Origin of the sequence: Hominimerdicola alba 8 (assembly GCF_000178155.2) — a bacterium.
Classification (GTDB): domain Bacteria; phylum Bacillota; class Clostridia; order Oscillospirales; family Ruminococcaceae; genus Hominimerdicola; species Hominimerdicola alba_C.
The window spans coordinates 1-25,693 of record NZ_ADKM02000089.1; the positions used below are offsets into that span (position 1 = coordinate 1).

At 48.5% G+C, this 25,693-nt stretch carries 24 protein-coding genes; 11 read left to right on the forward strand and 13 right to left on the reverse strand.

All coding sequences use genetic code 11. From position 1 onward, the window contains the following. Positions 1 to 228 precede the first annotated feature (228 nt). Positions 229 to 2,448 carry a TerD family protein gene (locus CUS_RS10095; protein WP_002850310.1) on the reverse strand — a complete coding sequence of 740 codons (2,220 nt, stop codon included), beginning with the start codon at positions 2,446 to 2,448 and terminating at the stop codon, positions 229 to 231. A gap of 580 nt (positions 2,449 to 3,028) precedes the next feature. Here CUS_RS10095 and CUS_RS10105 point away from each other — a divergent pair. From CUS_RS10105 to CUS_RS10140, 8 genes are all read left to right on the forward strand, one after another. Continuing rightward, the gene (locus CUS_RS10105) at positions 3,029 to 3,571 is read left to right on the forward strand and encodes a DUF5662 family protein (RefSeq protein ID WP_002850337.1); all 543 of its coding nucleotides are present in this window, start codon (positions 3,029 to 3,031) and stop codon (positions 3,569 to 3,571) included. A 169-nt stretch (positions 3,572 to 3,740) separates the two neighbouring features. Beyond that, positions 3,741 to 5,240, forward strand: coding sequence for a DUF389 domain-containing protein (locus CUS_RS10110; RefSeq protein WP_050792224.1), 1,500 nt, complete (start codon positions 3,741 to 3,743; stop codon positions 5,238 to 5,240). Positions 5,241 to 5,458: 218 nt separating this feature from the next. Continuing rightward, positions 5,459 to 5,785, forward strand: coding sequence for a hypothetical protein (locus CUS_RS19820; RefSeq protein ID WP_157769519.1), 327 nt, complete (start codon positions 5,459 to 5,461; stop codon positions 5,783 to 5,785). A gap of 279 nt (positions 5,786 to 6,064) precedes the next feature. Next, positions 6,065 to 6,796: a glycoside hydrolase family 25 protein gene (locus tag CUS_RS10120; protein ID WP_037277055.1), complete on the forward strand. Its 732-nt coding sequence runs from the start codon at positions 6,065 to 6,067 to the stop codon at positions 6,794 to 6,796. 268 nt (positions 6,797 to 7,064) lie between these two features. Next, positions 7,065 to 7,409 carry a hypothetical protein gene (locus tag CUS_RS10125; RefSeq protein ID WP_002850313.1) on the forward strand — a complete coding sequence of 115 codons (345 nt, stop codon included), beginning with the start codon at positions 7,065 to 7,067 and terminating at the stop codon, positions 7,407 to 7,409. A gap of 163 nt (positions 7,410 to 7,572) precedes the next feature. Next, on the forward strand, positions 7,573 to 8,493 hold the full coding sequence (locus CUS_RS10130) for an AEC family transporter (protein ID WP_227945328.1): 921 nt from the start codon (positions 7,573 to 7,575) through the stop codon (positions 8,491 to 8,493). A gap of 133 nt (positions 8,494 to 8,626) precedes the next feature. After that, on the forward strand, positions 8,627 to 9,874 hold the full coding sequence (locus tag CUS_RS10135) for a WYL domain-containing transcriptional regulator (RefSeq protein WP_002850320.1): 1,248 nt from the start codon (positions 8,627 to 8,629) through the stop codon (positions 9,872 to 9,874). After that, positions 9,858 to 10,826: a WYL domain-containing protein gene (locus CUS_RS10140; protein WP_002850346.1), complete on the forward strand. Its 969-nt coding sequence runs from the start codon at positions 9,858 to 9,860 to the stop codon at positions 10,824 to 10,826. Before CUS_RS10135 ends, CUS_RS10140 begins: the two co-directional genes overlap by 17 nt. 32 nt (positions 10,827 to 10,858) lie before the next feature. On the opposite strand, the gene CUS_RS10145 is transcribed toward CUS_RS10140, so the two are convergent. From CUS_RS10145 to feoB, 12 genes are all read right to left on the reverse strand, one after another. Beyond that, positions 10,859 to 11,653 carry a GTP pyrophosphokinase gene (locus tag CUS_RS10145; protein WP_002850297.1) on the reverse strand — a complete coding sequence of 265 codons (795 nt, stop codon included), beginning with the start codon at positions 11,651 to 11,653 and terminating at the stop codon, positions 10,859 to 10,861. Between the two features lie 59 nt (positions 11,654 to 11,712). Next, positions 11,713 to 12,519 (reverse strand): alpha/beta fold hydrolase, encoded by an 807-nt coding sequence (locus tag CUS_RS10150; RefSeq protein WP_002850319.1) that lies wholly within the window; start codon positions 12,517 to 12,519, stop codon positions 11,713 to 11,715. A 48-nt stretch (positions 12,520 to 12,567) separates the two neighbouring features. Continuing rightward, a complete protein-coding gene (locus CUS_RS20660; protein ID WP_002850326.1) occupies positions 12,568 to 12,693 on the reverse strand; it encodes a hypothetical protein in 126 nt (41 codons plus the stop codon). 623 nt (positions 12,694 to 13,316) lie between these two features. Further along, entirely contained in the window at positions 13,317 to 14,795 is a 1,479-nt protein-coding gene (locus CUS_RS10160; RefSeq protein WP_002850334.1) for an HD domain-containing phosphohydrolase, read from the reverse strand. 20 nt (positions 14,796 to 14,815) lie between these two features. Continuing rightward, a complete protein-coding gene (locus CUS_RS10165) occupies positions 14,816 to 15,178 on the reverse strand; it encodes a response regulator (RefSeq protein ID WP_100084571.1) in 363 nt (120 codons plus the stop codon). 310 nt (positions 15,179 to 15,488) lie between these two features. Beyond that, a complete protein-coding gene (locus CUS_RS10170) occupies positions 15,489 to 16,214 on the reverse strand; it encodes an RsmE family RNA methyltransferase (protein ID WP_002850298.1) in 726 nt (241 codons plus the stop codon). A gap of 249 nt (positions 16,215 to 16,463) precedes the next feature. After that, positions 16,464 to 17,525: an FkbM family methyltransferase gene (locus CUS_RS10175; protein ID WP_002850324.1), complete on the reverse strand. Its 1,062-nt coding sequence runs from the start codon at positions 17,523 to 17,525 to the stop codon at positions 16,464 to 16,466. After that, positions 17,515 to 17,907, reverse strand: coding sequence for a CPCC family cysteine-rich protein (locus CUS_RS10180; protein ID WP_002850306.1), 393 nt, complete (start codon positions 17,905 to 17,907; stop codon positions 17,515 to 17,517). Before CUS_RS10180 ends, CUS_RS10175 begins: the two co-directional genes overlap by 11 nt. Before the next feature lie 68 nt (positions 17,908 to 17,975). Then, entirely contained in the window at positions 17,976 to 18,380 is a 405-nt protein-coding gene (locus CUS_RS10185) for a PH domain-containing protein (RefSeq protein ID WP_002850318.1), read from the reverse strand. 93 nt (positions 18,381 to 18,473) lie between these two features. Next, the gene (locus tag CUS_RS10190) at positions 18,474 to 19,403 is read right to left on the reverse strand and encodes a hypothetical protein (RefSeq protein ID WP_002850302.1); all 930 of its coding nucleotides are present in this window, start codon (positions 19,401 to 19,403) and stop codon (positions 18,474 to 18,476) included. A 266-nt stretch (positions 19,404 to 19,669) separates the two neighbouring features. Then, positions 19,670 to 19,804 carry a hypothetical protein gene (locus CUS_RS20665; RefSeq protein WP_002850323.1) on the reverse strand — a complete coding sequence of 45 codons (135 nt, stop codon included), beginning with the start codon at positions 19,802 to 19,804 and terminating at the stop codon, positions 19,670 to 19,672. After that, entirely contained in the window at positions 19,805 to 22,156 is a 2,352-nt protein-coding gene (gene feoB / locus CUS_RS10195) for a ferrous iron transport protein B (RefSeq protein ID WP_002850343.1), read from the reverse strand. It lies immediately after the preceding gene. 430 nt (positions 22,157 to 22,586) lie between these two features. Here feoB and CUS_RS10200 point away from each other — a divergent pair, with 430 nt between their 5' ends. From CUS_RS10200 to CUS_RS10210, 3 genes are all read left to right on the forward strand, one after another. Further along, positions 22,587 to 24,092: an amino acid adenylation domain-containing protein gene (locus CUS_RS10200; protein ID WP_002850349.1), complete on the forward strand. Its 1,506-nt coding sequence runs from the start codon at positions 22,587 to 22,589 to the stop codon at positions 24,090 to 24,092. Positions 24,093 to 24,215: 123 nt separating this feature from the next. Next, complete coding sequence (locus tag CUS_RS10205; RefSeq protein ID WP_002850308.1) at positions 24,216 to 24,449, forward strand: phosphopantetheine-binding protein; 234 nt, start codon at positions 24,216 to 24,218, stop codon at positions 24,447 to 24,449. A 3-nt stretch (positions 24,450 to 24,452) separates the two neighbouring features. After that, positions 24,453 to 25,688, forward strand: a complete 1,236-nt coding sequence (locus CUS_RS10210) for a diaminopimelate decarboxylase family protein (protein WP_002850355.1) — start codon at positions 24,453 to 24,455, stop codon at positions 25,686 to 25,688. Positions 25,689 to 25,693 lie beyond the last annotated feature (5 nt).

Below are 25,693 nucleotides of genomic sequence, written 5' to 3' on the forward strand. Positions count from 1 at the left end.
ATATATTGTCATTATCTTTTTTTAGTCTGACCGTCAGCCGTTTACCTCCCACAGGTGCCGCTGACTTTTATCTTTGATATGCAACCTAAATATATCATAATTTTGCCCGCCTGTCAATAGTAAATCTATTACAAAATAGGCGGGTCAAAATTACAAATTTAGGTCATTTTCGGGCATTCACGAAAGAGTGGTGAGAGCATTATGTGTGCTTTGTGAAAGCGTGGTGAACTACTGGCTGTTCACCTCTACCCCGTAACTTCCGCACAGGGTCTTGAGTGCTTCCTTGTAGCCCAGTCCGACTGTCCTCAGTTTCCAGCCGTTCTTGTTGTACATCTCAATAGCCACTACCGACTTTTCATCTTTCAGTCCCTCGACTTCGTAACTGCATATCTCCTGACCATTACAGCTTATGCGTACCACAGGCTTGCTGACACAGCTGAATATCTGCTCTGCATTGTCGCCGTATATCGCAAAAGCAACAGCCAGTTTGCTTACATCAGCGTCCAGCTTACTCAGTTCGACCGTAAAGCATCTTGTCTTTGACGGGTGATTGTTAACCGCCCTGTCAACGGAAGCCTTCTGCCCGAAGAACACCAAGTCGGCATCACTGCGTACTTTTCCGTTCGCCGCCAGCAGGAAGATATATCCGTCAATATCTATCCCCTGTTCAGCCTGATAATCCATGTCTATGACCAGCATCTTGTCATTGTAGCCGCTCAGGTCGAATCTTGCGCCGCGCACCAGCTTTATGCTCTGCACCTCAGCCACAGGATCGGTGACCTCGACTTCGGTAACTGCCTCAGCCACAGGCTCGGTGACCTTGACTTCGGGAACTGCCTCAGCAACAGGCTCGTTGACCTCAACTTCGGGAACTACCTCAACAACAGGCTCGGTGACCTCGACTTCGGGAACTACCTCAACAACAGGCTCGGTGACCTCAACTTCGGGAACTGCCTCAGCCACAGGCTCGTTGACCTCAGTTTCGGGAACTACCTCAACAACAGGTTCGGTGACCTCAGCTTCGGGAACTCCACCAGCCACAGGCTCGGTGACCTCTTCGGCGCTCTCACCCATGTCATAATCGGGCTTTTTCAGAGTTTCAGCCGCAGGTATTCCACCGAAGACTATGCTGTCACCCACCTCGCAATAACGCCTGTACAGTGCCTTTTCGGATTTTTCACCTGCGCCCATCTGCTCGGTGTGAATTATTATCACAGCGCTGTCATGTTCTATTTCAAGGCTGACACTATATGCGCCGTTCGATGCTCTTCGCGCTGAAACCTTTATGTAGCCGTTGCGGTCGTTACGTACAGTTTCGCTGTCCAGCAGTTCACCAAAACCTTCCAGCTGTGCCGCTACCCCCGACTGCCTAGCCGCTTCCTCGCTGAAAAGCAGTATCTCACAGTCAAAGTCGTCAGCCCTGCCATCGGGCATGTAGAATACATCGCTCAGTTCGGCACGTTCGCCGTTCTGCTTCCTGTAAACGGAAGTTTCTGCCGCCGCCAGCCATACACCGTCAGCTATCTCAAAGGCAAAAGGCGCAGGTTCAGTGACATTCATCAACTCAAAGCCAAGACCGTTCTCAGCCGCATATTTTTCAGCACTGCCGCCCGCAACGCCTGCCAACACCACGCCGCCGTTCACAAAACCGTTACCAAGCAGTACGTTCGGTTTGCCAACGCAGACTTTCTGCAATCTTCCGCAGCCCGCAAATGCACCACCCGCTATGGTCAATACTGAATTCGGCACAGCAAACGTTCCGATATCCGCACAGCTTATCTCTTTTATAGCAGTCAGACCCTTCGGCGAATCAACCTTATCGGCGTACTTTACAGCCGAAACAAGCGTACTTTCGTCCCAACAGAAAGCATCTCCCCTGTCGCGCACAGTCAGCGCACCGTCTTTAAGCAGCAGAACAGCTTTTTCCTCACTGCTCTCACCGACAATATTCAGCTGCCACCCGCTCAGCCTGCCGCCGACATAGCATTTCTTCTCCAGTCCGAACACGCCGAAGCCCGTTGTCATACCGCACTTTGAAGCCCTTATCTCGGTGATATCCAGCCGCGCACCTATATCAGTCTTGCCGAAAAGTCCCGACAGGAACGCCATCTTATCCGCCGAACTGCCCGTAAACGCACATCTGTACTGACGGCAGTCCGTCCTGTCTTCCGCCGACGGCCCACATACAAGCCTGTCAAGGGCGTCAGCAGCTTCGGGTGAAAGTTCGCACACATCACCGCCCCAAGCCGTAAATATCAGCTTTGGCAGACCGCATTCGCCGTCACGCGAGAAGATTATGCCGTCATCAGTTTTAGTCACCCTGACGCCGTACCCGCTCTCAAAATTCGCGCCCATAATGCCGTTAGCCGCAAATATCTCAGCTAAAATGTCCTCACTTATCTTATATGATACGAACTCGCATCTGTATTGGTTATTCATGACCTCCATCGGTTTTGTCCTCCTTTTTTGAACATGTTTATCCAACCACATTATAACACATTTTTTACAACAAATCAATAGAAAAACAGCCAATTAAAACATTTTTTCGGCAGAAACGACGGCTTCGCCCTCACATTTATGCAGATATGTCACAATAGGCATATAAAACAAAAAACCCCGACTGATGTCGAGGCTTTCTGCGAAGTATAGAAGTATATATGAAGAAAAAATATGAGGATTTCGTTTGTTATCCTGCCCTGCTTTCCTCCGTCCCGCCAAAGCAGAAGCAATGGCAGAACGAAAGAAGAGGTGGAGAAATTGGAGAAAAAAATATATGAAAAAAAGTTATTGTCTTGTAATTTTTTCGGTCTTTTCTTGTTCCTTTGACCTTGGTTATATGATACTCTCCTTTTATGATAATTATGTGAAAGCCAAACAAAATATATGCGAAAATATTGAAAAGATTTACCTTCAAAAAAGCATAGATCTCCCTTTACAAATCACTGAAAATTTGTTATAATGTATAGCAGATGCGCTTATAATACGCGAGATCTGCGAAAACCTTCACGAAAATCAAGGAGTTTTTTATATGGACGACCGTACCCGTTCAAATGCTGTAAAACATTTTAAGACCATTACACGCCATCGGCATGAGGTCATGAAAAACTGCTTCCGCGCAGGCATACCTCTGCAGGGTCTTCTTCATGACCTGTCAAAATATTCCTATGAAGAATTTTCACTGGGCGTAAAATATTATCAGGGCACACGTTCCCCCCACGAGGGCGAGCGCGACAGCTACGGCTACTCGCTTGCATGGATGCACCATAAGGGCAGGAACAAGCATCATTTTGAATACTGGACTGATTACGACCCCGTCACAAGGGTCATGAGCCCTGTGAAAATGCCGCTCAGATATGTCAAGGAGATGTTCTGTGACAGGGTCGCGGCAAGCAAGATATACATGAAAGACGATTATAATGACGGTTCGGCTCTGGCTTACTTCATGCGCGGCAAAAATACCCGAATGATACACCCCGAAACTTCCGAACTGATAGAAAAATTGCTGACCATGCTCAAAGATAAGGGCGAACGCAAAACTTTTGCTTATGTCAGAAGACTCAGAAAATATTAGAATAATTTCACAAGGCTCCCGACTGTAAAGATCGGAAAAACTGATAATCTGGTTTATATCAGCAGGAAAATGCACCGCCATTCCGATACCTTAACAGGCGGCAGCAGCGGGGTGAATATGTACTTTTTTATGTACTTATATTTACAGATGTAAGGAGTGGATGCCTGTAATGGCAAAAACTAACGACAGAAACTCACAGGTGCTCTCTTCGATGTTCAACCTGAGAAGCGACATGGCAAGCTGCGATGAGATAGAAAACACTATCGTCAGCGGCGCAAAGTTACAGGGCACCAACGCATGGATACTTATGATGGCGATATTGGTGGCATCGGTGGGACTGAATACAAACTCCACCGCTGTGATAATCGGTGCGATGCTGATATCACCGCTGATGGGCAGTATCATCGCGATAGCCTACGGCATCGCCACAAATAATCTGACACTGGCGAGGTTCTCGGCAGTCAGGCTGACTATACAGATGCTCATAAGCATCGCAACATCATTCGTATACTTTTCGATATCACCGATAAATGCGCCGTCAAGCGAACTTCTGGCACGCACAAGCCCCACCATCTACGATGTGCTGATAGCCGTCAGCGGCGGTTTCGCGGGTATAATCGGTCAGACACGCAAAGAGAAGAGCAATGTAATACCCGGTGTCGCCATAGCCACTGCGCTGATGCCGCCCCTGTGTACGGCAGGATACGGTCTGGCGCACAAAAACTTAGCTTTTTTCAGCGGTGCGCTGTATTTGTTTTTCATCAACGGATTTTTCATCTGCGTGACGGCTGTAATAGTGCTTAAATACCTGCGTGTACCTCAGTTCAAAGAACTTGACAAGAAACAGCTTGCCAAGATACACCGATCTATCGCAGTCGTAGCCGTCATCACGATGATACCGAGCATATATTTCGCTTACCACCAGATCAAGGACACCATAGAAAATTCAAGTGCGGAAGCATTCATCAAGAACGAGTTTGTTTTTGATGGCACACAGGTGGTGCAGAAGACGGTGGATATAAACGATAAAGTCATCGAGATATCACTGATAGGCAAAGAGATAACTCCCGCCCGTCAGGAAGAACTCGAAGAAAAGCTGACCGACTACAAGCTGGAAAGCTACAGCCTGAAGATAAACCAGACTGCCGTCAAGGACGGCATCACTGCTGACGAAGTCAAGGCACTGCTGGCAGAATATGACAGCGACGAGGAAGAACCAAACGTTGACGAGATACTGACGATAAAGGAGAACGAAGAACTGTCTGCCGAGAACGAACAGCTTAAGACCGAGATCGAAGAACTGCATAAACAGCTTGATAAGTCTGCGGCAAGCAAGATAGATGTTGCGCAGATAAGTGCGGAACTGACTGCCATATCTCCGAAAATATCGGGTGCTGCGGCAGCTGAGTCGGAGATATACATATCTCCCGATGAAAATGGCAGCAGAACGATAGTTACACTGTTTGTGACCAAAGAACTGGACAATAATGAGTTTTCTGCCATATCAGCATGGCTGCGCACAAGGCTCGGCAAAAACGAGATCACCGTATTGCAGCAGGATCTTTCGGCTTTTCGCGGTGAGGAAAGCAGTGCAGCGGCAAGATCCCCTAAAGAGGGCAGCAGTAAACCTTTCCCCGCCGACAGCGCTGCTGACAGCAAAGCTGAGTGATAAAACATTTCTGAGCGTATCCGTTAGGGGTACGCTCTTTTTTGTACAATAAAACCCCCTCGCTGTTCAGAACATTTGTTTTACTGTACAAAAAATATACCCAAAAGCGAGATTTCAGCAAAAAAGAAGTGCTGTCCAAAAAAAGTTACCACAAATCAAAAAATATGTGCTATAATACATTCACAACACAGCGCAAAGCGCAGAAGGGAGAATGTGAGATGAGCATAATATTTGCGGCGATAGTTCTGGTCATCAACGAGTATTCGACAAGAGAGGGGTGGTTCGCAAGCGTGACAGGCGGTCTGTTACTGGCGGGCGGGCTGATATGGGCGGCTACAGTGTCACCCGCAAGGACTTTCATACTGTGCGTGATGGGACTTTGCGCCCTGCTCGCGCTCGAACTGGAACGCATATCCGACATTCGAAAGGAAGCGGGCAAAAAGCTGAACGAACTTGACGACCGTGATGCCGAAAGAAACGCACGCAACGCAAGGCGCGGTCTGCGGGTAAGCAGTCAGAAGTCGGTCAAGAGAAAAGCTGCGTGATATCAGTTCAGCAGATTTCGTGGCACCCCAAACTGCCTGATCTCACATCTTTTGCCGAGTATGAGCATCGGCGGACACTGTTTTCAGGCATGAGATAAGTCTGCAATATAAAACTATAGCAATCCAACTTTTTAAATTCACAAAATCCAGTCGCAAAAGCTGGGATTTATGGGTTTTGTGACTGGATTTTGTCTGAATTTTAAGGCGGATTGCTATAGGTCACACTTGACAATTTTTAGTCTGCGTGCTATGATATTACAGCACAAAGAGGTGACCGAAATGAAAAAGAAAAGCCTAAGAAGGCTTATCATCGGGCTTTCGCTGACTTTGGTCATCGGCGGGGGCTTCGCCGGGGCGGTACTTTCAAAGACCGTCAGGCTGAACCACCCGAAAGGTGTGGTCGGTGCAGATATATCTTCTTATCAGGGAGATGCAGACTGGGACAAACTATCCCGAAATATGGACTTTGTATTCGTTAAAGCCACAGAGGGCAGCAGCTTTATTGACGAGAAGTTCATCTATAATTTCACAGGCGCAAGGAACGCGGGGCTGTATGCGGGCGCTTACCATTTTTTCAGTTTTGACAGTTCGGGCAGTTCGCAGGCAGAAAACTTCATAGCCGCACTGGAAGAAACGTGGCTGACCGACGGAATGCTTCCGCCTGTTATAGATGTTGAACCTTACGGCGAATATTTGAAACACCCAAAGTCAGCAGATGAAGTCATTCCCGAACTGAAAGACATGATAGACAGTCTGGAAGAAAAGTATGGTGTGAAGCCTGTCATCTACTGCACAGGTAGTTCCTACAGGCTCTATAAAACCGGGTTTGAGGGCTGTCTTTTATGGGAGAGGAATGTGTATTTCAGACCATTTCACAACGACTGGACTTTCTGGCAGTACACCGACACAGAGGAATTAGATGGATATAACGGTGACGAAAAGTATATCGATATGAATTTTTTCAACGGAAGCATAAAGGAATTGGACAAACTCTGCATAAGCATGAAGTGAGCCGCTCTTCAAAAAACGAGTTTTTTCAGTTCTGCAAAGTTGTCCGCTGCGAATATTGTGTAAGTGTATTGATTTAAAAATTAGAATTAATTTCCTGCAAATAGGCGAGTTGTTACAAAAAGTCGATTAAAATTAAACAAATTGCCGAAAATTATAGCTAACATCGCCGCGTCCCTTGATTTTTATGACAGGTTGTGGTATACTAACAATAATCTGAAATCCAAATGATTTAGAGATATTATATTAGATTAGAAACGGAGTGTTCAAAATGGGAAATGTATTAAAGGCTTTACTCGCTATAACAGCTGTTGCAGGCGGTGCTGCTGCCGTTATGGCTTATAAGAAGCGTAAGGAACTCGAGGATTATGACTACGAGGATCTGGACGACGATTTTGATGACTGCATCGATGATGATACCACCCCTGAGGAGGATCTGGATAAGGTAGAAGATGCTGTTGAAGATGTTGACCTGTCTGACAAGGTAGGCGAGGCTGCTGAGAACGCAGCTGAAAAGGCTGAGAAGATCGCTTCCGATGTTGCTGATGCAGCTTCTGACGCTGTTGACGAACTGAAGGATCTGGCTGAAGACAAGTTCGATTCTCTGAGCGACTGATATTTCGATAAATCAAGCCCGTGTCTGCTGATGCGGGCTTTTTCTTTTATTGCCTGCCTTACAGCGTGTCGTCTGGATAACCACATATTAAGATATTTCGGGCGAAAAGTTCATAAAGATGTTATATAATAGTCAAGACATTTTTTTGAATGGGGGAATTTTTTTGGACGCAGGAATGGTGATATTAAGGCAGATAGTCATAATGTTCATAATACTGCTGATCGGTTTCGGGTGCAGCATGAAAGGGCTTATCACGAAAGAGGGCAACAAGCAGCTTTCGGCGGTGGCACTTCACATCGTCAACCCGCTGCTGATATTCATGTCATATCAGAGCGATTACAGCAGCAAACTGCTGAGGGGACTGCTGTGGTCATTTCTGCTGTCGGGGCTTTCATTTGCGGTGACCATAGGACTTTCTACACTACTGATAAAGAAGAAGCGTCCCGAACATGACCTTGAGAGGTTCTCAGCGGTGTATTCTAACTGCGGATTCATCGGCATACCACTTATCAGGGGCATTTACGGTGCCGAGGGCGTACTTTATCTGACGGCTTACATCACACTGTTCAACATACTTATATGGACACACGGGCTGATGACGATGAAGGGCAGCAAGGACATGAAGTCTTTCCTCAATTCGCTGAAAGCACCGAGCGTGGTGGCGGTGTTCATCGGGCTGATATTCTACCTGTTACAGATCCGTCTGCCTGATTTTCTGCACACATCGCTGCAATATGTTTCCGATATGAACACTCCGCTGGCTATGCTGATAGCAGGTTCGGCGGCGGCGCAGACAAACGTGGTGAAAGCGCTCAAAAACAGCGGTCTTTACATTGTTGCCACGCTGAAACTGGCGGTGCTTCCTCTGGCTGCGATGGCACTGCTGCACTTTATCCCCGCGCCGCACATGGTACAGATGGTCGTGCTGATAGCATCTGCCTGCCCTGTAGCTACAACAGGTACGATGTTTGCGATACAATATGACAAGAACCCTGAGCGCTGCTCTGAGTTTTTCGCGGTGACGACATTGCTGAGCGGTCTGACACTGCCTGTGGTGACTATGTTGGGCGAGATGTGGAAATAGTTTTATGGTTATCCCGCTGACACACCGCATCAAACAGCCTTTCAGCATGGGCGGCACAGCACATCTTCGGCTATATGCCTGCATTTGAACATACAAGATAACCGTTGTAGAATGACAGTCAGGAGGTGCGATAATGGCAGGATTTTCCGAACTTATAAAGAATTTTGAGAAGACCCGCGATTATGTGCGGGATTTCTTTATTTACGGCTACAAAGTCAGGAACGATTTCGACAAGAAAAGCGCCCGCACTTATGATGACGAAAAGCGCAGAGTCGAAAGCTGGCTGGGCGATTATCTGGTATATGATGACTCGGTCAGGGGCAAGCAGGTCGCTATCTCGGTGGACTCGGATAAGATAGCGGAAAATCCGCTGTATCAGGCATTCTACACACGCAGTTTCACCGACAATGACATAAGGCTCCACTTTCTTCTGCTTGACATAATGTGCGACGGCGAACAGTACACAGCCCGTCAGCTGACTGACATGTTATATGAAGGCTTTCAGTTCTCGCTTGACGAACAGACGGTTCGCAACAAGCTGAAAGAGTATGAAGAAGAGGGCATAATGCTCAGCGAAAAGCGGGGCAGGTCGGTATTTTTCAGGTTGAGCGGTGATTTTGCAGAGGACTGGCTGGACAGTGAGGGTCTTATAGATGCGGTCAGTTTCTTCTCTGAAACGCAGGAATTCGGACTGGTCGGCAACAGCATACTAAAAATGCTGGGGCTGAAAAATCAGCTGTTCTTTATGAAACACTACTACATAGTTCACGCGCTGGAGGACGAAGTCATGCTGACAGTGCTTGACGCTATGGAAAAACACCGCACCATAACGATAAAAAGTTTTTCGCGCATCAGGGAAGAAAAGGGCGAAATTGCAGCTGTGCCGCTTCAGGTACTTTCTTCGGTGCAGACGGGCAGACGCTTTTTAGCGGCGTGGCTACCCGAAAGCGGCAGGTTCTTCTCTTTCAGACTGGACTACATGCCCATGCCGAAAGTCGGCGGGGTCTTTGAAGAGTTTGACGATGTGATGGCGCGGTACAGGAAGATAATAAAGCGCAGTTTCGGTGTGTCGCTGTACGAGGTCGAGGGCGCCGAGCCACTCAGACTGGTCATATCAGCCGATGAAGAGAAAGAACAGTTCATCGTTGAACGGCTCAGGCGTGAAAAACGGTGCGGAACTCTGGAAAAGACGGGCGAGAACGAGTTCACTGTCACGCTTGATGTCTGTGACCCCAACGAAGCCATGAAATGGGTGAAAACTTTCATCGGGCGCATCAAACGCATCGAGGGCGGCACAGAGGGTATACGCAGGCGTTTCTACAGCGACATTGAAAGAATGTACCAGCTTTACGGAGGTGACAGCGATGAGGATATTCAGTGAACTTTACGGGGCGTATTTCCGCATCGTTTCACAGGTGTTGACCGCGCACGCGCTGACCGACAAGGAAGTACGTGATATCGTTGCAAAAGAAGGGTTCCGCGACTCAGGGCTGTTTTTAACAGGCAGGCTGCTGCCGCAGAATGATAGATCCGACTGGGGGCTTTTGTCGCGCGACAAGGCAGGCGTGCTCCACCCCGTAACAGTCAGCGAGCCGCCACATGTGCTGACTGCTCTGCAAAAGCGCTGGCTTCGCTCAAAGCTGGCCGACCCGCGTATCTACCTGTTTCTCGATGACCGCGAACTGGCGGCACTGTGCGAGCGGACGGCTGATGTCGAGCCGCTGTATCAGCCCGATGCGGTCAGATATGTAGACAGGTACAGCGACGGCGACCCTTTCACCGACCCCGAATACCGCAAAAACTTCCGCGCGATACTGGCGGCGCTCAAAGCAAAGCGTGCGGTCGAAGTGGAATTTGTCAGCAGACAAGGCAGGCGTATAATTACGAAGTGTCTGCCGTACAAGCTGGAATACTCTCAGCGGGACGACAAGTTCAGGGTGTTCTGTCAGTCATCGGGCGGCAGGACGGCTGTGATAAATCTGGCAAGGGTGGAGCGTGTTAGAGAACAGGGTATCGGCGGCATAGATACTCTCCCGCGCGATACCGATGCGGGGCGCTGTGATGAACCGCTGGTCATAAAAGTCAGCACCGAACGGCGGGCAGACGAGCGCTTTCTTATGGAATTTGCCGCATACGAAAAACGCACCGAACGCGAAGAATGCTCGGACACGGTGACAGTTCGGCTATGGTACGACAAGAAAGACGAAACAGACCTGCTGATAAGGCTCCTCAGCTACGGTCCTGTGCTGGAGATAGCCGATCCCCCTGATATTCGCGCTAAGGCGGCAGACAGGGTAAGGCGGCAGTACAGAATGCTTCACCAAAAACAATAAAGGCGGTACCGCGCGGGTATCGCCTTTATTGTTTAGTATATCGGAACATCGAAATTCTTTATCTTCTCAAATAAGATATCGTCCTCTGACGGTATATCTGCCGCCTGCTCTATCTCACTGCGTATGCTCAGCATCTCGCGGTCGGTGGAAGATATGACCTCAGCACAGGCGCGGAGCCTGTCAACAATTTCCTGCTCGTTATCCACTGCCTGCTTATATTTAAGCTGATGTTCAAGACTCGCCCAGAAGTCCATCGCGATGGTGCGTATCTGCACTTCAACGCGCATATCGCGCTTTTCTTCCGCAAAGAAAACAGGCACGCTGACTATAAGGTGAAGACTGCGGTAACCGTTGGGCTTTGGGTTAGCTATGTAATCCTTGCGGGCGATGAGTGTGATGTCGTCCTGCTTTATCAGCGCATCTGCTATGGCATAGATGTCATCTATGTAGGCGCATATAACGCGGACACCTGCCACATCGCTGAGGTTATCCTCAATGTTCTTCGGAGTCATGGCAAGACTCTTCCTTTGCAGTTTTTCAGCGATGCTTGAAGTGCGCTTAAGACGGGTGCTGATAAATTCGATCGGGTTGCGGCGGTAGCGCACGTTGAACTCGGTATTCAGCACATCGAACTTCGTCTTGACCTCTTTGATAGCGCAGGTATACATCATCATCAGTTCTTTGTATTCCACCATCGTGCCGATGATCTGCTTGGTCTGGCTGTAGACCAGCTGTACCTCATCATAGCTGAGTGCAGGCAGTTCAAGGTCACTGTTATTTATCACATCGTTGAAAAGTTCACCGAAGTTTTGCTCTTTATCAGACATTTCAGATCCTCCTTAGGGATATTTTAGTTATTATCACACAGCGTTTTGTGAGGTGTGCGTTAGTTTTCTGACTGCTCTGTGAAAAATCGGAAAACTTCCTTATTGAAAGCCTTTTCCTCATAGGCACTGTGGCAGTATCCGTCAAACATCACCAATTCACAGCCCATCTTTTCAGCTATTTCCACCGATGCTTCGCCCGTGACTATATTATCCTGCCTGTCACCGATGACAAGGGTGGGGCATTTTATCTCATTCAGACTGTCGTAGGTATCGCAGGTGAGGCAGGCTTTTGCCATGCGCATGAACTCGGTGGGGTCTTTTGGCTTGCCTGCTTTGACTATTGCGGGCATTATCAGCCTGAATTTATTGAACTTCTCAGGCGGATAACCGCGCCGCATGGAATTTAAGACCAGCCCTTCAAGGTCACCATTTTCTGTCAGTGCCGTCCATTCAGCCACAGCTTCGCGCATTGTGGGATTAGGTCGCGAAAGTGTCACACCCAGCACCAGTTTTTCCACCATTTCGGGGTGCTCCATCGCGAGATACTGTACTGCCATGCCTCCCTGTGAAACGCCCAACACGCAGGCTTTTTCTAGCGACAGCGCTTTCATGGCAGAGTATATCTCATCAGCGATATCCTCAACAGAATAGCCATCGGGTATATCTTTTCTGCGGTCAAATACATAAACGCGGAAATCATCGGTAAAGTCCCTGTACATGTGCGCCAGCGTGATGCCTGTGCCCCGCAGACGCTTAAATGTCAGACCGGGTATGATGACCATCGGCTTACTGCCCCTGCCGAATACCACATAGTCGATGGACATGCCGCCGACCTCTATCGTGCTTTCTTTGGTGTCGAATATCATTTGTTATCTCCTTAAAAAAATAGCTGCCGTGGATCGGCAGCTGATGTGTTATCTCTCTACGGAATAGTATTTGTTCAGCTTCGTCTTGAATATCTCGGTCACAAGATTAGCGGTCACTACAGCGGCAACCACCGAAGTGAAAACGATGATGAAAACTTTAAGACCCTTGCTCATTTAACTCAGCCTTCCTTTCTTGTTTCTTATTACTGTAAACGAACTATTTCTGATAAGGATAGTATACAACATTTTTCACATAATTTCAAGTACCCTGCGGCATTTTATGAAAAAATTAAGGGGACAGCTTAAGAATGATACTCATATAGAAGTTTTGCCCCTGAGCCTTTCAAAGTGCTCAGGGGCATTGTACTTATTGTTACTAAGCTAAATCAGAATTTGCATACTAAAAATGCGCATAGAAAGGATAAAATAAAGAAGAAAAAACATATTTTTTTTTTCTTTTTTAGAAGATACAATGCAAATGAACCAAAAGATACTGCAAAGCATAAAGCCGAATATTTCGACGAAATATTTGATTTTCCAAATGTTCCCATCAACAATAATATACAACCAACTATTGAAATAATGGCAAAGAATATGCTGAATATCAATTCACCAATATTATGATTTTTCACTTGATTTCACCTATATATTTAAATTCCGATTTTTGTCAGTAACAATTATAGCACATCATCTCTGTACTGTCAATAGAAACGCCATAGTACTTCTGACTGTAAATCAGAAATACTATGGCATAAAACTACTATATTAGCATAGCACGTATGTGCCCCCTCTATGTTTTAATCTGTCAGACCATATATCGACATCGCCATAAGTATGCTTCCGACTATCGCACGCAGGTCTGCAACGACTGCGGGCGTGCCGTCTATGACTGCCCTGCCGTCACCTGCTTTTGCGGCTTCTTCAAGTACCCTCGCCTGCTCGGAGATATCCATAGCGCCCACCGTTTTTGAAGAACTTTTCAGCGAGTGGATATGGGTGCGGTACTGCTCGATATTGCCGCATGCCACGCATTCTTCAAGATGTCTTATCCTGTCATCCGAACCACGAGTGAATTCAGTCAGCATCTCGGCGTAGAACTCGGTATCGTTCATGCAGTATTTCATACCGACAGCTGTATCCAGCCCGCCTGCTTCCAGCATCGACAGGAAGCCGAACACAAAATCGTTGTCATCATTGCGGTTTGTCTGCTCAACAGCAAAGCCGTCATCACCGACCATGTAGGCATCGGGGTCTTCGCGCATGCTGTACTCGGTATCTTCATCTATCATTTCGAGCATTATATCTGCATAAACGGGGTCGAACTGAGTGCCCTTGCCGTTTATCAGCTCGCTCTTGATATACTCCTGCGCGAAGACATCGTGGTAGCTTCGCCTTGATGACATTGCATCGTAGGCATCTGCCACGCTTATTATGCGCACTTCTTTTGGTATCTCCTCACCTTTAAGACCATCGGGGTAGCCTGTGCCGTCATATCTTTCGTGGTGCCATTTAGCGGCAACAGCAAGATCGGGCATCTCGGTGATATTCTTAAGTATATCGCATCCCACTGCGGGGTGTGATTTTATAAGTTCATACTCTTCGGAAGTCAGTTTTGTGGGCTTGTTCATCACGCTGTCAGGCATGCCTATCTTGCCCACATCATGCAGAAGCCCCATCATGTAGATCTTATCCTGATCCTTTTCAGAAAACCCCGCGCTTCTTGCTATCTCGCGTGAATATTCCGCCACACGGGTAGAATGACCGTTGGTGTAGTTATCCTTAGCATCTACCGCGCCCGCAAGAGCCTTTACCACCTGCATCGACAGCCTTTCATTGCGGCGGTGTTCTTCAAGGAAATCAGCGCTGAGTTTTTTCGCCTCTTTTTTGAGGTCGGTCTGTAATTTGTTCAGTTCTATGGTGTTCTTTACCCTCAGCAGCAGCACAGATGCCACAAAAGGTTTGCCCACAAAGTCTGCCGCCCCTGCCGAAAGTGCTTTTGTTTCCGTTTCGGCATCATCATCGGCAGTCAGGAATATCACGGGGATATTTCTTGCGCTGTGGTCAGCTTTCAGCTTGTGTATGGTATCAAAACCGTCAATGCCTGTCATATGCACATCGAGCAGTATAAGGTCAGGCTTAATGCCTTTGACATATTCAAGCAGTTCCTCGCCCGAAGAAAGGCAGTCTACCCTGTACCCGTAAATGCTCAGTATACGCTTTGCAACTTTCAGGTTGCCCTTATCGTCATCGGCTACAGCTATCAGATAGTCTTTCATGGTCAAAACTCCCCTTTCTGTCAGATACCCGCTTTTTTCAGCACATCTTCGAGTGCCTGCGCCTGAACCGGCTTTTCCAGACAGCCCAGCGCACCAAGTTCAGCGGCGGCTGAAAGCACCTTGTCATCAACAGTGCCTGTCATAAGGCACACCTTAGCATCTGCCGTGAGGGCATCTGCACGTATCGCTTTAAGAACGTCCAAACCGTTTTCATCGGGCATCTCAATATCAAGCAGAGTGAGCGCGGGCTTTTCAGATAAGAGTTTCGCCCTGCCGTCACTGCCGTTTTCCGCACCGACTGCGGTATGACCTTTTTTCTTCAGTATAAAGCCTGCCATTCTGACAGCCATCGCATCATCATCTATAATTAGGACCTTACTCAAAAGTAACTCCCTCCAACTATCATCTTGAATGTGTCTGCACCAATAACACACCGCTGCAAACGCTTGTAAGTACACCATATGCGGTGCGGCATGGGAATAGTCATGACATCAAATATATTATAACACATCTTTAACGGATATTCAAGCCCTTATTAAAAAATATTTTTTTAGTTAAAAATATTTACGTCAGTTAATTATAGTAAACGACATATTTGTTTCTGCATTCAGTTCTCGCAGACACTATGTTTTTTGTGGCTGTGAGCGCTGAATGTCTTGAAATTTTTGTCATTTATATATTTAACGATCGCCTTCACATGTTGCCTGTCAGGTTCATTATGATCGCTATGGCGGCAAGCGGAGCTGTTTCACAGCGAAGTATCCTGCTTCCCATACCGATGACTTTCGCTCCGTTTGCGCGGCATTTTTCGACCTCTTCTTCATCAAATCCGCCCTCACTGCCGATGAAAACACCGATATCGCCTGTATCAGCGGGTACTGTCTCCGAAAGTGGTGAGCCGCCCTTTTCGTAGCAGATAAGCCCCGTTTCGTGTCTGCCAAGACGCTTTGCGCATTCATCAAGTGATATCATCTCACCGACTTCGGGCACTATGCTCCTGCCGCACTGTTTGGCAGCTTCCAAAGCTATCCGCGACAGCCTTTCGCGCTTTTTGCGGAAACTCTTCTCATCAGGGCGCGAAACGCACCTTGCTGTCAGCACAGGTACTATCTCTGCCGCACCAAGTTCAACGCTCTTCTGCACTATGGTGTCCAGTTTATCACCCTTCGGCACAGCCTGATACAGGGTCAGGCGGGTCTTCGGCTCGCCCTGTCCCTCGCCCGATGACAGCACTGTAAGTGTACACTGCTCGTCTGAGATGGTATCTATCCTGCATATATAGTCCCTGCCCTCACAGCAGACTGTAAGTTCGTCACCCAGCCGCATTCGCAGACTTCTGCCTATATGTACAGCGTCAGCCCCGCGAATAAGGGCGGTGTGGTCGTTTATATCTTCTCGTTCAACGAAAAATCTGGGCATGATAACACTCTCCTGTCAAAAAAGTGGCAATATTTTGTAAAATTTCATAATCAAATCAATAGGTTTTCACACAACTAACACATTAAGCAAGTATATTATACTTGTCGGAGAAAAACCGGCGATCATAATTCGGTATGTTGGCTTTTACCCCAAGCCTGCATATATAGTTGGCAGATTTATCTGTCAGCTTCTCCCCTATATCTTTTTTTGTTTGCACCCGCGTACCCCATGCGGGTGTTTTCTTTTGTTTTATCTTATAGCTATCAGTTCTGTTTCCCAAGCGGGGTAGTAGCTTTGCTGGCGCATATAAAATTTATACCCGCCGCAGAGTTCTTCGATATACAGCGGTATATCGATATAGTCGTAGCAGCGGTGATACAGTGCACAGCACAGCTTCGGCTGACAGCGCTTTATGGTCTTGGCAGAGCCTTTAAGTGCAGGGATATCCGCGCCCTCAACATCATACTTGATATAGGTGCAGTCTGCGCCGCTGAGTACGCTGTCAAGGCTTCTGGCGGCGGTGAGGACTTTTCCCTTTTCGCCCAGCCTTGCCTGTCTGCCGCTCCCGCCCTCAAAAGTCATCGTGCAGTCATGTGACCATGCGGCGGCATTGATGAACACAGTGTTGTCGATATCGATACAATTTTTTACACACTTCTGGAAATTGCGCTTCTCAGGTTCGAGGGCGTAAATTTTTTTGCACCCGCCTGCTGACGAAACGGTCTGCAATACGGTATCACCGTTATACGCACCGAGATCGCAGTAAACTTCGTCTTTGCCCAGCCCCAGCAGAGGTGACGGCTTTTCATCATCGGTGAAGATATCCCGCAGATAAGAAAGTCTGCCTGTTATCTTGTAGGCTGTCAGCCCGATGAACACCCGCTTTGACTGTTCATCGGCAAGGCTTTCATACACACACAGGGCACGCCCGCGAATGGCGAGAAAGTCCGCTTTCGAGAAAGCGATATCGCCCGCAACAGGCACATCGGGTGCGAAGAGGGAGTGCTTGTTTTCTATGGCATCTATATGCGCCATAACATCGGGCAGTTCGGTACCGAAAGCGAGAAGTACAGTGATATCGCCCGACTGTTCTTCCGCCTGCGCCAGTGAGAGCACTTTATACCCGCAGAAACTCTGCCCGCGCACAAAATCATCGCTGGCAAAAACACCGCTGACGGCTACTCCCCTGTCAGCGCACCATCTCAGCACCTTTTCGCCGCCGTTGCCCATGCCGTAAATATAGACAGACTTGCCGATGCGCTTTATCTCGTCCTCACAGGCGGGCAGTGCAGTCAGGTCATCAAATGTCATCGCCGCCCTCCTTTTCAAGCAGTAAAAGCATTAATCCGTTCAGCTTATCCATATAGCTTTTGCGGGCAGATGCGTAGTCTGCACGCTCATTTTCTGCGGCATCCGGTGAAGTCATGCGGTCGTTGCCGCTGTAATTATCTATTATCTCCCTAAGTGCCGAAGCATAGTCCTCAGCCAGCGCTTTTGCCCTGCCTGCGGTGCGGGCATTATTTTGCAGAAAATACTCTATCCTGCATTCATTCACACTCAGGTCATTGGCACCGCCTGCATAGTTATGGTCTTTGCACTGCAAGCTGTCATTTTCCCACCTGCACACAGGGCAGATGTCGTAATCGCCTGCTTCTTCAAAAACTGTTTTGCCGCACACGGGACATTTCAGCATATCTCACACCTCACATATATCTGCAAAAAACAAGGGCTGCCGCGCCGACAGCCCCAAATGTCATCAAATTATCCTTCGATCCCGTCATCATCGAGATCGCCCTGCGGTTCAAAACCGTTGTAAAAATCACGACCTCTGGTGCGGTATCTGTCGCGGTTCATATCTATATACTTATCCAGCAGCTTCATTACCTCTCTGGGATTTTTCACCGACTTTATCTCTTTTACAGGCGTATCGACATCACGCACGTTCATGACTATCGAGCCACAGCCGACTATACGGGCGCCCACAGTGAGCACCAGCTTTTTATCAAGCACCCTGTAAAGCTCCAGTTCGTCCTCCTGCACACTGAGAAAGCCTGAGCGGGTAATAAATTTTGACTCGGTCAGGTAATATCTTGTAAAGGACAGCGGAAGTCCGAGAAATGTTCTTTTTTTATCAGTCCATACATAATCGAAAACGTCTTTTTTCATCAGGACGCACCTCGTTTCTTAACATTATATTTACAATATACCACAATTGCAGGTTTTTGTCAACAGTTTTATACAGAGTTATCAGAAAGTAATTTACCCGCGCGACTCACGGTCATCGTAAACTACCCATTTGACCTTATCGGGTGCGACATCTGACAAGTACTCGCCAGGCACCGAGCATAGCAGCTGCCATTTTGAAACCGAGCCCGAACTGTTGTGATCCTGCTGTTTTAGATAGAAAGTCAATGTACCGTTCTCTTTCACCGCCCGCAGGAATGTATAACTCTGGTCACTTGCCGACATGTCGCCGTAAAGGAAGACGATATGGGTATTGAATCCGCCATCGTCATTATACCCCGACATTGACTGCCTGACTTCATCAAGCCCCAGACTGTCATGATAGAGGTCATAATAACTCTCAAAATCACCGAATGAAGAAAAATGCTTCTGATAGGGGAAAGTAACAGCGGCATCTGAAGAAACGCGGAAACACTGAAAATCAGCGGGGACATCTGTGAGATCGTCATTACCTGCGGCGGGCATGCTGTTTATAAGCACATCACTAAGGTAATAATCGAGAGTATCACTCTCCTCATTCCTGACACAGCAGACCTCAACAGGGCTTATTATGCGCCCGTATGAAATCACCCGCCCGCTGTACTTCTTCTTCACCTGCACGACAGCAGTGCCGCCCGATGCGCTCTCGGTTATCTGCATCACAGATTCATCGGTGCATATCGTTATCTCGCCTGTCGCATCAGCGGCTAGGTCGATAAGAAAATCACACCACTCGGCTGCACCTGTGCCGTTGTCGCCCATCATGATACAGCCTTTTTCTGCTGCAAGTTCGGGCGTGATCTTTTCGCCTGCCCACTCATAGTAAAAACCTTCCGAAGGCGTATTTACCTCCTGCGAGATAGGCACCTGTTCCTGCTCCACAAGGTCTGACTGTTCTTCACCGCAGCCGAAAAGAAGAAGTGCGGCTGCCAACACAGTGCCCAGCAGCTTTTTTTTATTTTTCATACGCACCACTCCCCCAAGAATAGACAATATGAACTATTCTAATTATACCACCATTCCGTCAATTTGTTAATATGTGATTTTTCTCAAATATCATGTCGCCGTTTTGGGCATATTGACTGATAGTCAGTAATTTTTAGCGTCATTTCGGCAAAAAACAACTCTCTTCCGCAAAAGTTGTACGGAGAGAGTTGTTTAATATTTTCATATTATTCACATTCTATTTACACATATTTTGCATCATATTAACGTGATGTCCCATACGCTGTTCACTTTTTGCAGTTGGGACAGCTGCCTGTGCAGCAGCCGCAGTTACAGCTGCCTTTTTTCTTGACACAATGCACCACAGCACCGATGACTGCGGCAGTTATCAGAACTATCAATATGATATCGGCTGCATTCATTCAGACACCTCCCATAAGCAACCCCACAAGGCGGACTATCAATGCTATGACCCAAGCCAGCGCGCACTGCCAGATGACCAGTGTCAGCGCCCATTTTTTGCCCAGTTCACGCTTTACGGCGGCTACAGCTGCAACGCATGGGGTATACAGCAAAGAGAAGACCAACAGGCTCGCCGCACCCAGCGTGGTCATGGCGGTGGTCACATCGCCTGTGAAAAGGACTTCCAGTGTGGACACCACGCTCTCTTTAGCCATGAAACCTGTCACCAGCGAGGTGACGATGCGCCAGTCGCCCAGACCCAGCGGCTTGAAGACAGGTGCTACCACACCCGAAAATGCGGCAAGTATGCTCTCTTCTGAGTTTTTGACCATGTGCAGGTTCATATCGAACTTCTGCAAGAACCAGACTGCAACAGTCGCGATAAGTATTACCGAGAACGCCCTCTGCAAGAAATCCTTAGCCTTGTCCCACAACAGCTGAAGAACGTTTTTTGCGGCAGGCAGACGGTAGTTTGGCAGTTCCATCACAAACGGGACGGCATCGCCCTTGAACACTGTCCCTTTATACAGGCATGCTGCAAATATCGCTGTGATGATGCCAAGCAGATACAGTGCCACGACTATCGGGGTACTTTTGTCGGGGAAGAATGCTGCTGCGAAAAATGCGTAGATAGGCAGTTTCGCGGTACAGCTCATGAACGGGGTGAGCAGTATGGTCATTTTGCGGTCGCGCTCACTGGGCAGTGTCCTCGTTGCCATGACTGCGGGGACGGTACAGCCGAAACCTATCAGCATCGGCACAATGCTCCTGCCCGAAAGACCTATCTTGCGCAGTGCCTTATCCATGAAGAACGCCACGCGGGCGATATAGCCGCTGTCTTCCAGCAGTGACAGGAAGAAGAACAGAGTCACTATTATCGGCAGGAAACTCAGCACACTGCCCACGCCAGCGAACACACCGTCCACCAGCAGGCTGTGTATCACTTCGTTGACCTCAGCCTCTTTCATTGCTTTATCCGCAAGGGCTATCAGCTTGTCGATACCTGTTTCGAGAAGACCCTGCAAGCCCGCGCCTATCACTCCGAAAGTCAGCCAGAATACCAGACCCATTATCAGCACGAACATCGGTATGGCAGTAAACTTGCCTGTCAGCAGTTTGTCTATCCTGCGGCTGCGGATATGCCCGATGCTCTCGCGGGGCTTTTTCACCGTTTCGCGGCAGACTTTCTGTATGAACGAAAAACGCATGTCCGCTATGGCGGCACTGCGGTCAAGACCGCGCTCCTTCTCCATTTGCAGGACGATATGCCCGACAGTTTCAAGTTCGTTTTCATCGAGTTCCAGCTGTTTCAGCACAAGTTCATCACCCTCGATGACCTTGTTTGCCGCAAAGCGGACAGGCAGTCCCGCACGCTTTGCATGGTCTTCGATAAGATGGGCTATACCGTGTATACAGCGGTGTACCGCGCCGCCGCAGTCGTTCTCGTCACAAAAGTCCTGACGCATGGGCTCTTCCTGATAGCGTGCGACATGTTCGGCATGGTCGATAAGTTCGTCAACGCCCGAATTTTTTGCCGCTGAGATAGGCACCACAGGCACGCCCAGCATAGCTTCCATCTCGTTTATATCCACACTTCCGCCGTTGGCAGTCACCTCGTCCATCATATTCAGCGCCACGACCATCGGCACACCCATTTCGAGAAGCTGCATGGTGAGGTACAGATTTCGCTCGATATTCGTGGCATCAACGATATTTATGATGCCGCGCGGCTTTTCATCAAGCACGAAACTTCGGCTGACCACCTCTTCACTGCTGTAAGGCGACATGGAGTATATGCCCGGCAGATCGGTGACAAGTGTGTTCGGGTGACCCTTTATCGGACCGTCCTTGCGGTCTACAGTGACACCCGGAAAATTGCCCACATGCTGATTTGAACCCGTCAGGCGGTTGAACAGCGTTGTCTTGCCGCTGTTCTGATTGCCGACCAGCGCAAAAGTCAGCTTGGTGTCATCGGGTAGCGGCTCGTTCTTTTCGGGGTGGGCTTCATGATAGCGGCCGCCCTCACCCAGACCGGGATGTTCGCGGTGCTTACGGTGCGGCTCTTCCACCTCAGCCGCAATGTCTTTATCAAGTTCCGTCACCTTTATCTGCGCGGCATCAGCCAGCCGCAGGCTCAGCGAATAGCCGTGTATCAGCAGTTCCATCGGGTCGCCCAGCGGCGCATATTTCAGCACCTTTACCTCAGCACCGGGTATCACGCCCATGTCGAGGAAGTGCTGACGCAGTGCGCCCTCGCCCCCGACCTCTGTTATGACGGCACTGCCGCCTATTTTCAGTTCCTTCAATGTCATTTCTGTTTACCTTCCTTACCTTTCTGTCACCAGTATATTCGGGACAGGCTATGGTTTATGCGGGATCTCACCGCGTTTAAGTTAGTTCACCAAAACTAACTTTATTATAGCATACAGTCAGTCGATTTGCAAGGGGCTTTACAAAAGTTTAGTCTTTATTAACATTTTTGACCTCAGCTAACATTGGTATGAAATAATTTACATATTCCATCTTCTTTTTGCATGCCGATTATATGCCATTTTCTGTTAGAAAGTCGGGCTGTAAGTTCACAAAAAGTCCAAAAATACGCATTTATCATAACATTATTCCTAACAGTCATATTCTTATTGTTGAGTATTCATATTGACGAAAAAACATCAAAGTGTTAAAATAATATAAGATAAGGTATATTTGTATATTGTAGAGTATTTTACAGGAGAGCGAACAGAAATGGAGATAAGTGTACTTCGTCTGCTTGAAAAGACAGCAGACAAATTCGGCGGCAAGACCGCTTACGCTGACAGCGAAAACAGCCTGACATTCGCAGAAGTTGAAGAAAAGGCTAAAAGGCTGGGCAGTGCACTGTCAGAAATGATACCTCCCCGCAGTCCCGTTGCCATAATGACAGGCAGAAACGTTCTGACACCTGTGGTCTTTTTAGGCGTAGTGTATGCGGGCTGTTTTTATGCCCCGATGGACTGTACTCAGCCGACTGCAAGGCTGAAAGATATCCTGTCAGTGCTTCAGCCGAAGATACTGCTGGCTGACAGCGAGGGCATGAAGACTGCGAAAGAACTGGGGTTTGAGGGCGAGATACTTCTGACAGATGACCTTTTCGCCCACGATATCGACCGCTGCGCACTTGATGCGCGCGCAAGGTCAGCGTGCGCAGATGACCCGCTTTACACGATATTCACATCAGGTTCGACAGGCAAGCCGAAGGGTGTAATAACCTCGATGATGTCGCTGATGTGCTATATAAGCGCCTATATCGAAGTAATGGGCATAGACGAGAATGACAGGCTGGGCAATCAGTCGCCGCTTGACTACATCGCGGCGGTGCGCGATATCTACATACCCATCTTCACGGGTGCGAGCATGTTCATCATACCAAAGCAGTGCTTTATGATGCCTGCGGAACTTTTCAGGGTGATGAACGAGCAGAAGATAACCGCTGTGGGCTGGAGCGTTTCGGTATTCACCATAGCGGTGAAGCTGAAAGCGTTTGCTGAGAGCAAGCCCGAATATCTGAAAAAAGTCTGCTTCTCAGGTTCGGTGATGCCTTGCAGTGCGCTTAAGGCATGGCAGGAGGCTCTGCCTGATACGAAATTCGTAAACCAGTACGGTCCTACCGAGTGTACTGCTTCATGCACCTATCACGAGGTAGAGGGCATCGTCGATGAGGGCGACACATTGCCGATAGGCAAGCCTTACCGCAATTACAGGGTGTTCCTGCTTGACGATAACGACAAGGAAGTACCCGTCGGTGAACAGGGCGAGATATGCGTGGCAGGTCCCATACTGGCGCTGGGCTACTATAACAACAAGGAACTGACTGACAAGTCGTTCATACAGAACCCGCTGAACAAGGCTTTCGGTGAACTTATCTACAAAACGGGCGACTACGGTGTACTGCGCGAGGACGGCGTGATGCTGTTCAAGGGGCGCAAAGACAGGCAGATAAAGCATCTGGGACACAGGGTCGAACTTTCGGAGATAGAGAGTGCCGCGATGCGCCTTGACAGCATCAAAGACAGCTGTGCGATGTACCAGAAGGAGAAAGAACTGATATGGCTCTTCTACACCGGTACGGCTTCCGTAAAGGAAGCGGCAGTGCATTTTCGCGGTATACTGCCGGGCTTCATGGTGCCGAGAAAGCTGATACAGCTGGAAGAACTTCCCCATCTGCCAAACGGCAAGGTGAACATGCAGGCTTTGAAAGATATGATGAAATAAACTGCGCAGTCACCTGTGATACGGCTTTCAGCGACAGTAAGTCAGGGCTGAAAAGTCTTCGGGCAGGACGCAGTAAAAAATATATAAATAGATAAAATGGTAAAATTACAGGAGGAAATCAAAATGAAAGAACAGCTTATGGAAGTACTGGAAGAGATCAGACCCGATGTGGATTTTGAGAACGAAAAACAGCTTATCACCGATGGTGTGCTGGATTCATTCGACATCGTTTCGCTGGTAACAGCGCTGAACGACCAGTTCGATATAGAGATAGAGGTAGGCAGTCTTGTGCCTGACAACTTCAACAGTATCGAGGGCATGATGGCTCTCATCGAGAAATTGCAGGACGAGGACTAAATAATGGACATTAATACAAAGAGCGGGCTGTCCCCCTTGCCAATGTCACATGGCAATGCCGCTGATAACATCAGGCACAGCAGTGCTGCCGAGAAATTCGGCACGCCCTGTTATCTGTTCGATACTGATGTTTTCGCAAAGCGTGCGGCTGATGTCAGTGCGGCTTTCGGTGAGAGGGTCGGGCTTTGCTATTCCATAAAAGCGAACCCTTTCCTGCTGGCGGCACTGCCCGAAGTGTTCAGATACATAGAGGTCTGTTCGCCGGGTGAACTGAGCATCTGCGAAAAAATCGGTGCACCGCTTGATAAGATAATTTTTTCGGGCGTGAACAAGACTGAGGAAGATGTGGCGCGGGCTTATGCTGACGGCGTGGCGATATTTACTGCTGAAAGCAGACTGCATGTGCGTCTGATAAACAACTGTGCTGTAAAAAACGGCGGCAGGGTAAAGCTGATACTCAGGCTGGCACACGGCAGTCAGTTCGGTATGGATAAGGCTGACCTCACCGATATCATCGCGCACAGAGAACAGTTTGCGGGCGTTGACATCATCGGTCTGCATTACTTCACAGGAACGCAGAAAACTAAGGTAAAGACCATCGCTAAAGAACTTGAACTGCTGGACGAGTTCTGTCAGGAACTTGAAAGCGGGTACGGTTTCAAGGCACAGCACATCGAGTACGGCACAGGTCTTGGCGTTGAGTACTATAAGGACTTCACCGAAGACAGCGACCTTGCACTGCTGGCTGAGGCGGCTGAGGTCGTAAAGGCATTTGCCGAGAAATACCCGCTGACCGTTGAGATGGGCAGGTTTTTCGCGGCGCAGTGCGGCAGTTATCTGACAAAAGTGATGGATATAAAGACCACTAATGACATAAACTATGTCATCTGTGACGGCGGCATAAACCACCTTAACTACTACGGACAGAACATGGCGATGAAAGTGCCGCCGATATCTTTGGTGAACGGCACAGACGGTGAAAATACCTCTGACTACTGCCTCTGCGGAAGTCTTTGCACAACTGCTGACATTCTGGTGCGCAAGGTCACACTGCCTGAACTCAAACGCGGTGATATACTGGCGTTTGACAAGTGCGGCGCTTACTCGGTGGCTGAGGGCATATCGGCTTTCCTGTCGCGGGCTATGCCGAAAGTCGCCCTTTACAGCAAGGCTGAGGGCTTACAGCTTGTGCGTGAACTGACCGAAACATATCCACTCAATACACCACAGCGGAGGTAACAGAC

What these genes read in the sequence shown, in the direction of transcription:
- CUS_RS10095 (WP_002850310.1), bottom strand. Translation starts at nt 2,448, where the DNA reads ATGGAGGTCATGAATAACCAATACAGATGCGAGTTCGTATCATATAAG.
- CUS_RS10105 (WP_002850337.1), top strand. Translation starts at nt 3,029, where the DNA reads ATGGACGACCGTACCCGTTCAAATGCTGTAAAACATTTTAAGACCATT.
- CUS_RS10110 (WP_050792224.1), top strand. Translation starts at nt 3,741, where the DNA reads ATGGCAAAAACTAACGACAGAAACTCACAGGTGCTCTCTTCGATGTTC.
- CUS_RS19820 (WP_157769519.1), top strand. Translation starts at nt 5,459, where the DNA reads ATGAGCATAATATTTGCGGCGATAGTTCTGGTCATCAACGAGTATTCG.
- CUS_RS10120 (WP_037277055.1), top strand. Translation starts at nt 6,065, where the DNA reads ATGAAAAAGAAAAGCCTAAGAAGGCTTATCATCGGGCTTTCGCTGACT.
- CUS_RS10125 (WP_002850313.1), top strand. Translation starts at nt 7,065, where the DNA reads ATGGGAAATGTATTAAAGGCTTTACTCGCTATAACAGCTGTTGCAGGC.
- CUS_RS10135 (WP_002850320.1), top strand. Translation starts at nt 8,627, where the DNA reads ATGGCAGGATTTTCCGAACTTATAAAGAATTTTGAGAAGACCCGCGAT.
- CUS_RS10140 (WP_002850346.1), top strand. Translation starts at nt 9,858, where the DNA reads ATGAGGATATTCAGTGAACTTTACGGGGCGTATTTCCGCATCGTTTCA.
- CUS_RS10145 (WP_002850297.1), bottom strand. Translation starts at nt 11,653, where the DNA reads ATGTCTGATAAAGAGCAAAACTTCGGTGAACTTTTCAACGATGTGATA.
- CUS_RS10150 (WP_002850319.1), bottom strand. Translation starts at nt 12,519, where the DNA reads ATGATATTCGACACCAAAGAAAGCACGATAGAGGTCGGCGGCATGTCC.
- CUS_RS20660 (WP_002850326.1), bottom strand. Translation starts at nt 12,693, where the DNA reads ATGAGCAAGGGTCTTAAAGTTTTCATCATCGTTTTCACTTCGGTGGTT.
- CUS_RS10160 (WP_002850334.1), bottom strand. Translation starts at nt 14,795, where the DNA reads ATGAAAGACTATCTGATAGCTGTAGCCGATGACGATAAGGGCAACCTG.
- CUS_RS10170 (WP_002850298.1), bottom strand. Translation starts at nt 16,214, where the DNA reads ATGCCCAGATTTTTCGTTGAACGAGAAGATATAAACGACCACACCGCC.
- CUS_RS10175 (WP_002850324.1), bottom strand. Translation starts at nt 17,525, where the DNA reads ATGACATTTGATGACCTGACTGCACTGCCCGCCTGTGAGGACGAGATA.
- CUS_RS10180 (WP_002850306.1), bottom strand. Translation starts at nt 17,907, where the DNA reads ATGCTGAAATGTCCCGTGTGCGGCAAAACAGTTTTTGAAGAAGCAGGC.
- CUS_RS10185 (WP_002850318.1), bottom strand. Translation starts at nt 18,380, where the DNA reads ATGAAAAAAGACGTTTTCGATTATGTATGGACTGATAAAAAAAGAACA.
- CUS_RS10190 (WP_002850302.1), bottom strand. Translation starts at nt 19,403, where the DNA reads ATGAAAAATAAAAAAAAGCTGCTGGGCACTGTGTTGGCAGCCGCACTT.
- CUS_RS20665 (WP_002850323.1), bottom strand. Translation starts at nt 19,804, where the DNA reads ATGAATGCAGCCGATATCATATTGATAGTTCTGATAACTGCCGCAGTC.
- feoB (WP_002850343.1), bottom strand. Translation starts at nt 22,156, where the DNA reads ATGACATTGAAGGAACTGAAAATAGGCGGCAGTGCCGTCATAACAGAG.
- CUS_RS10200 (WP_002850349.1), top strand. Translation starts at nt 22,587, where the DNA reads ATGGAGATAAGTGTACTTCGTCTGCTTGAAAAGACAGCAGACAAATTC.
- CUS_RS10205 (WP_002850308.1), top strand. Translation starts at nt 24,216, where the DNA reads ATGAAAGAACAGCTTATGGAAGTACTGGAAGAGATCAGACCCGATGTG.
- CUS_RS10210 (WP_002850355.1), top strand. Translation starts at nt 24,453, where the DNA reads ATGGACATTAATACAAAGAGCGGGCTGTCCCCCTTGCCAATGTCACAT.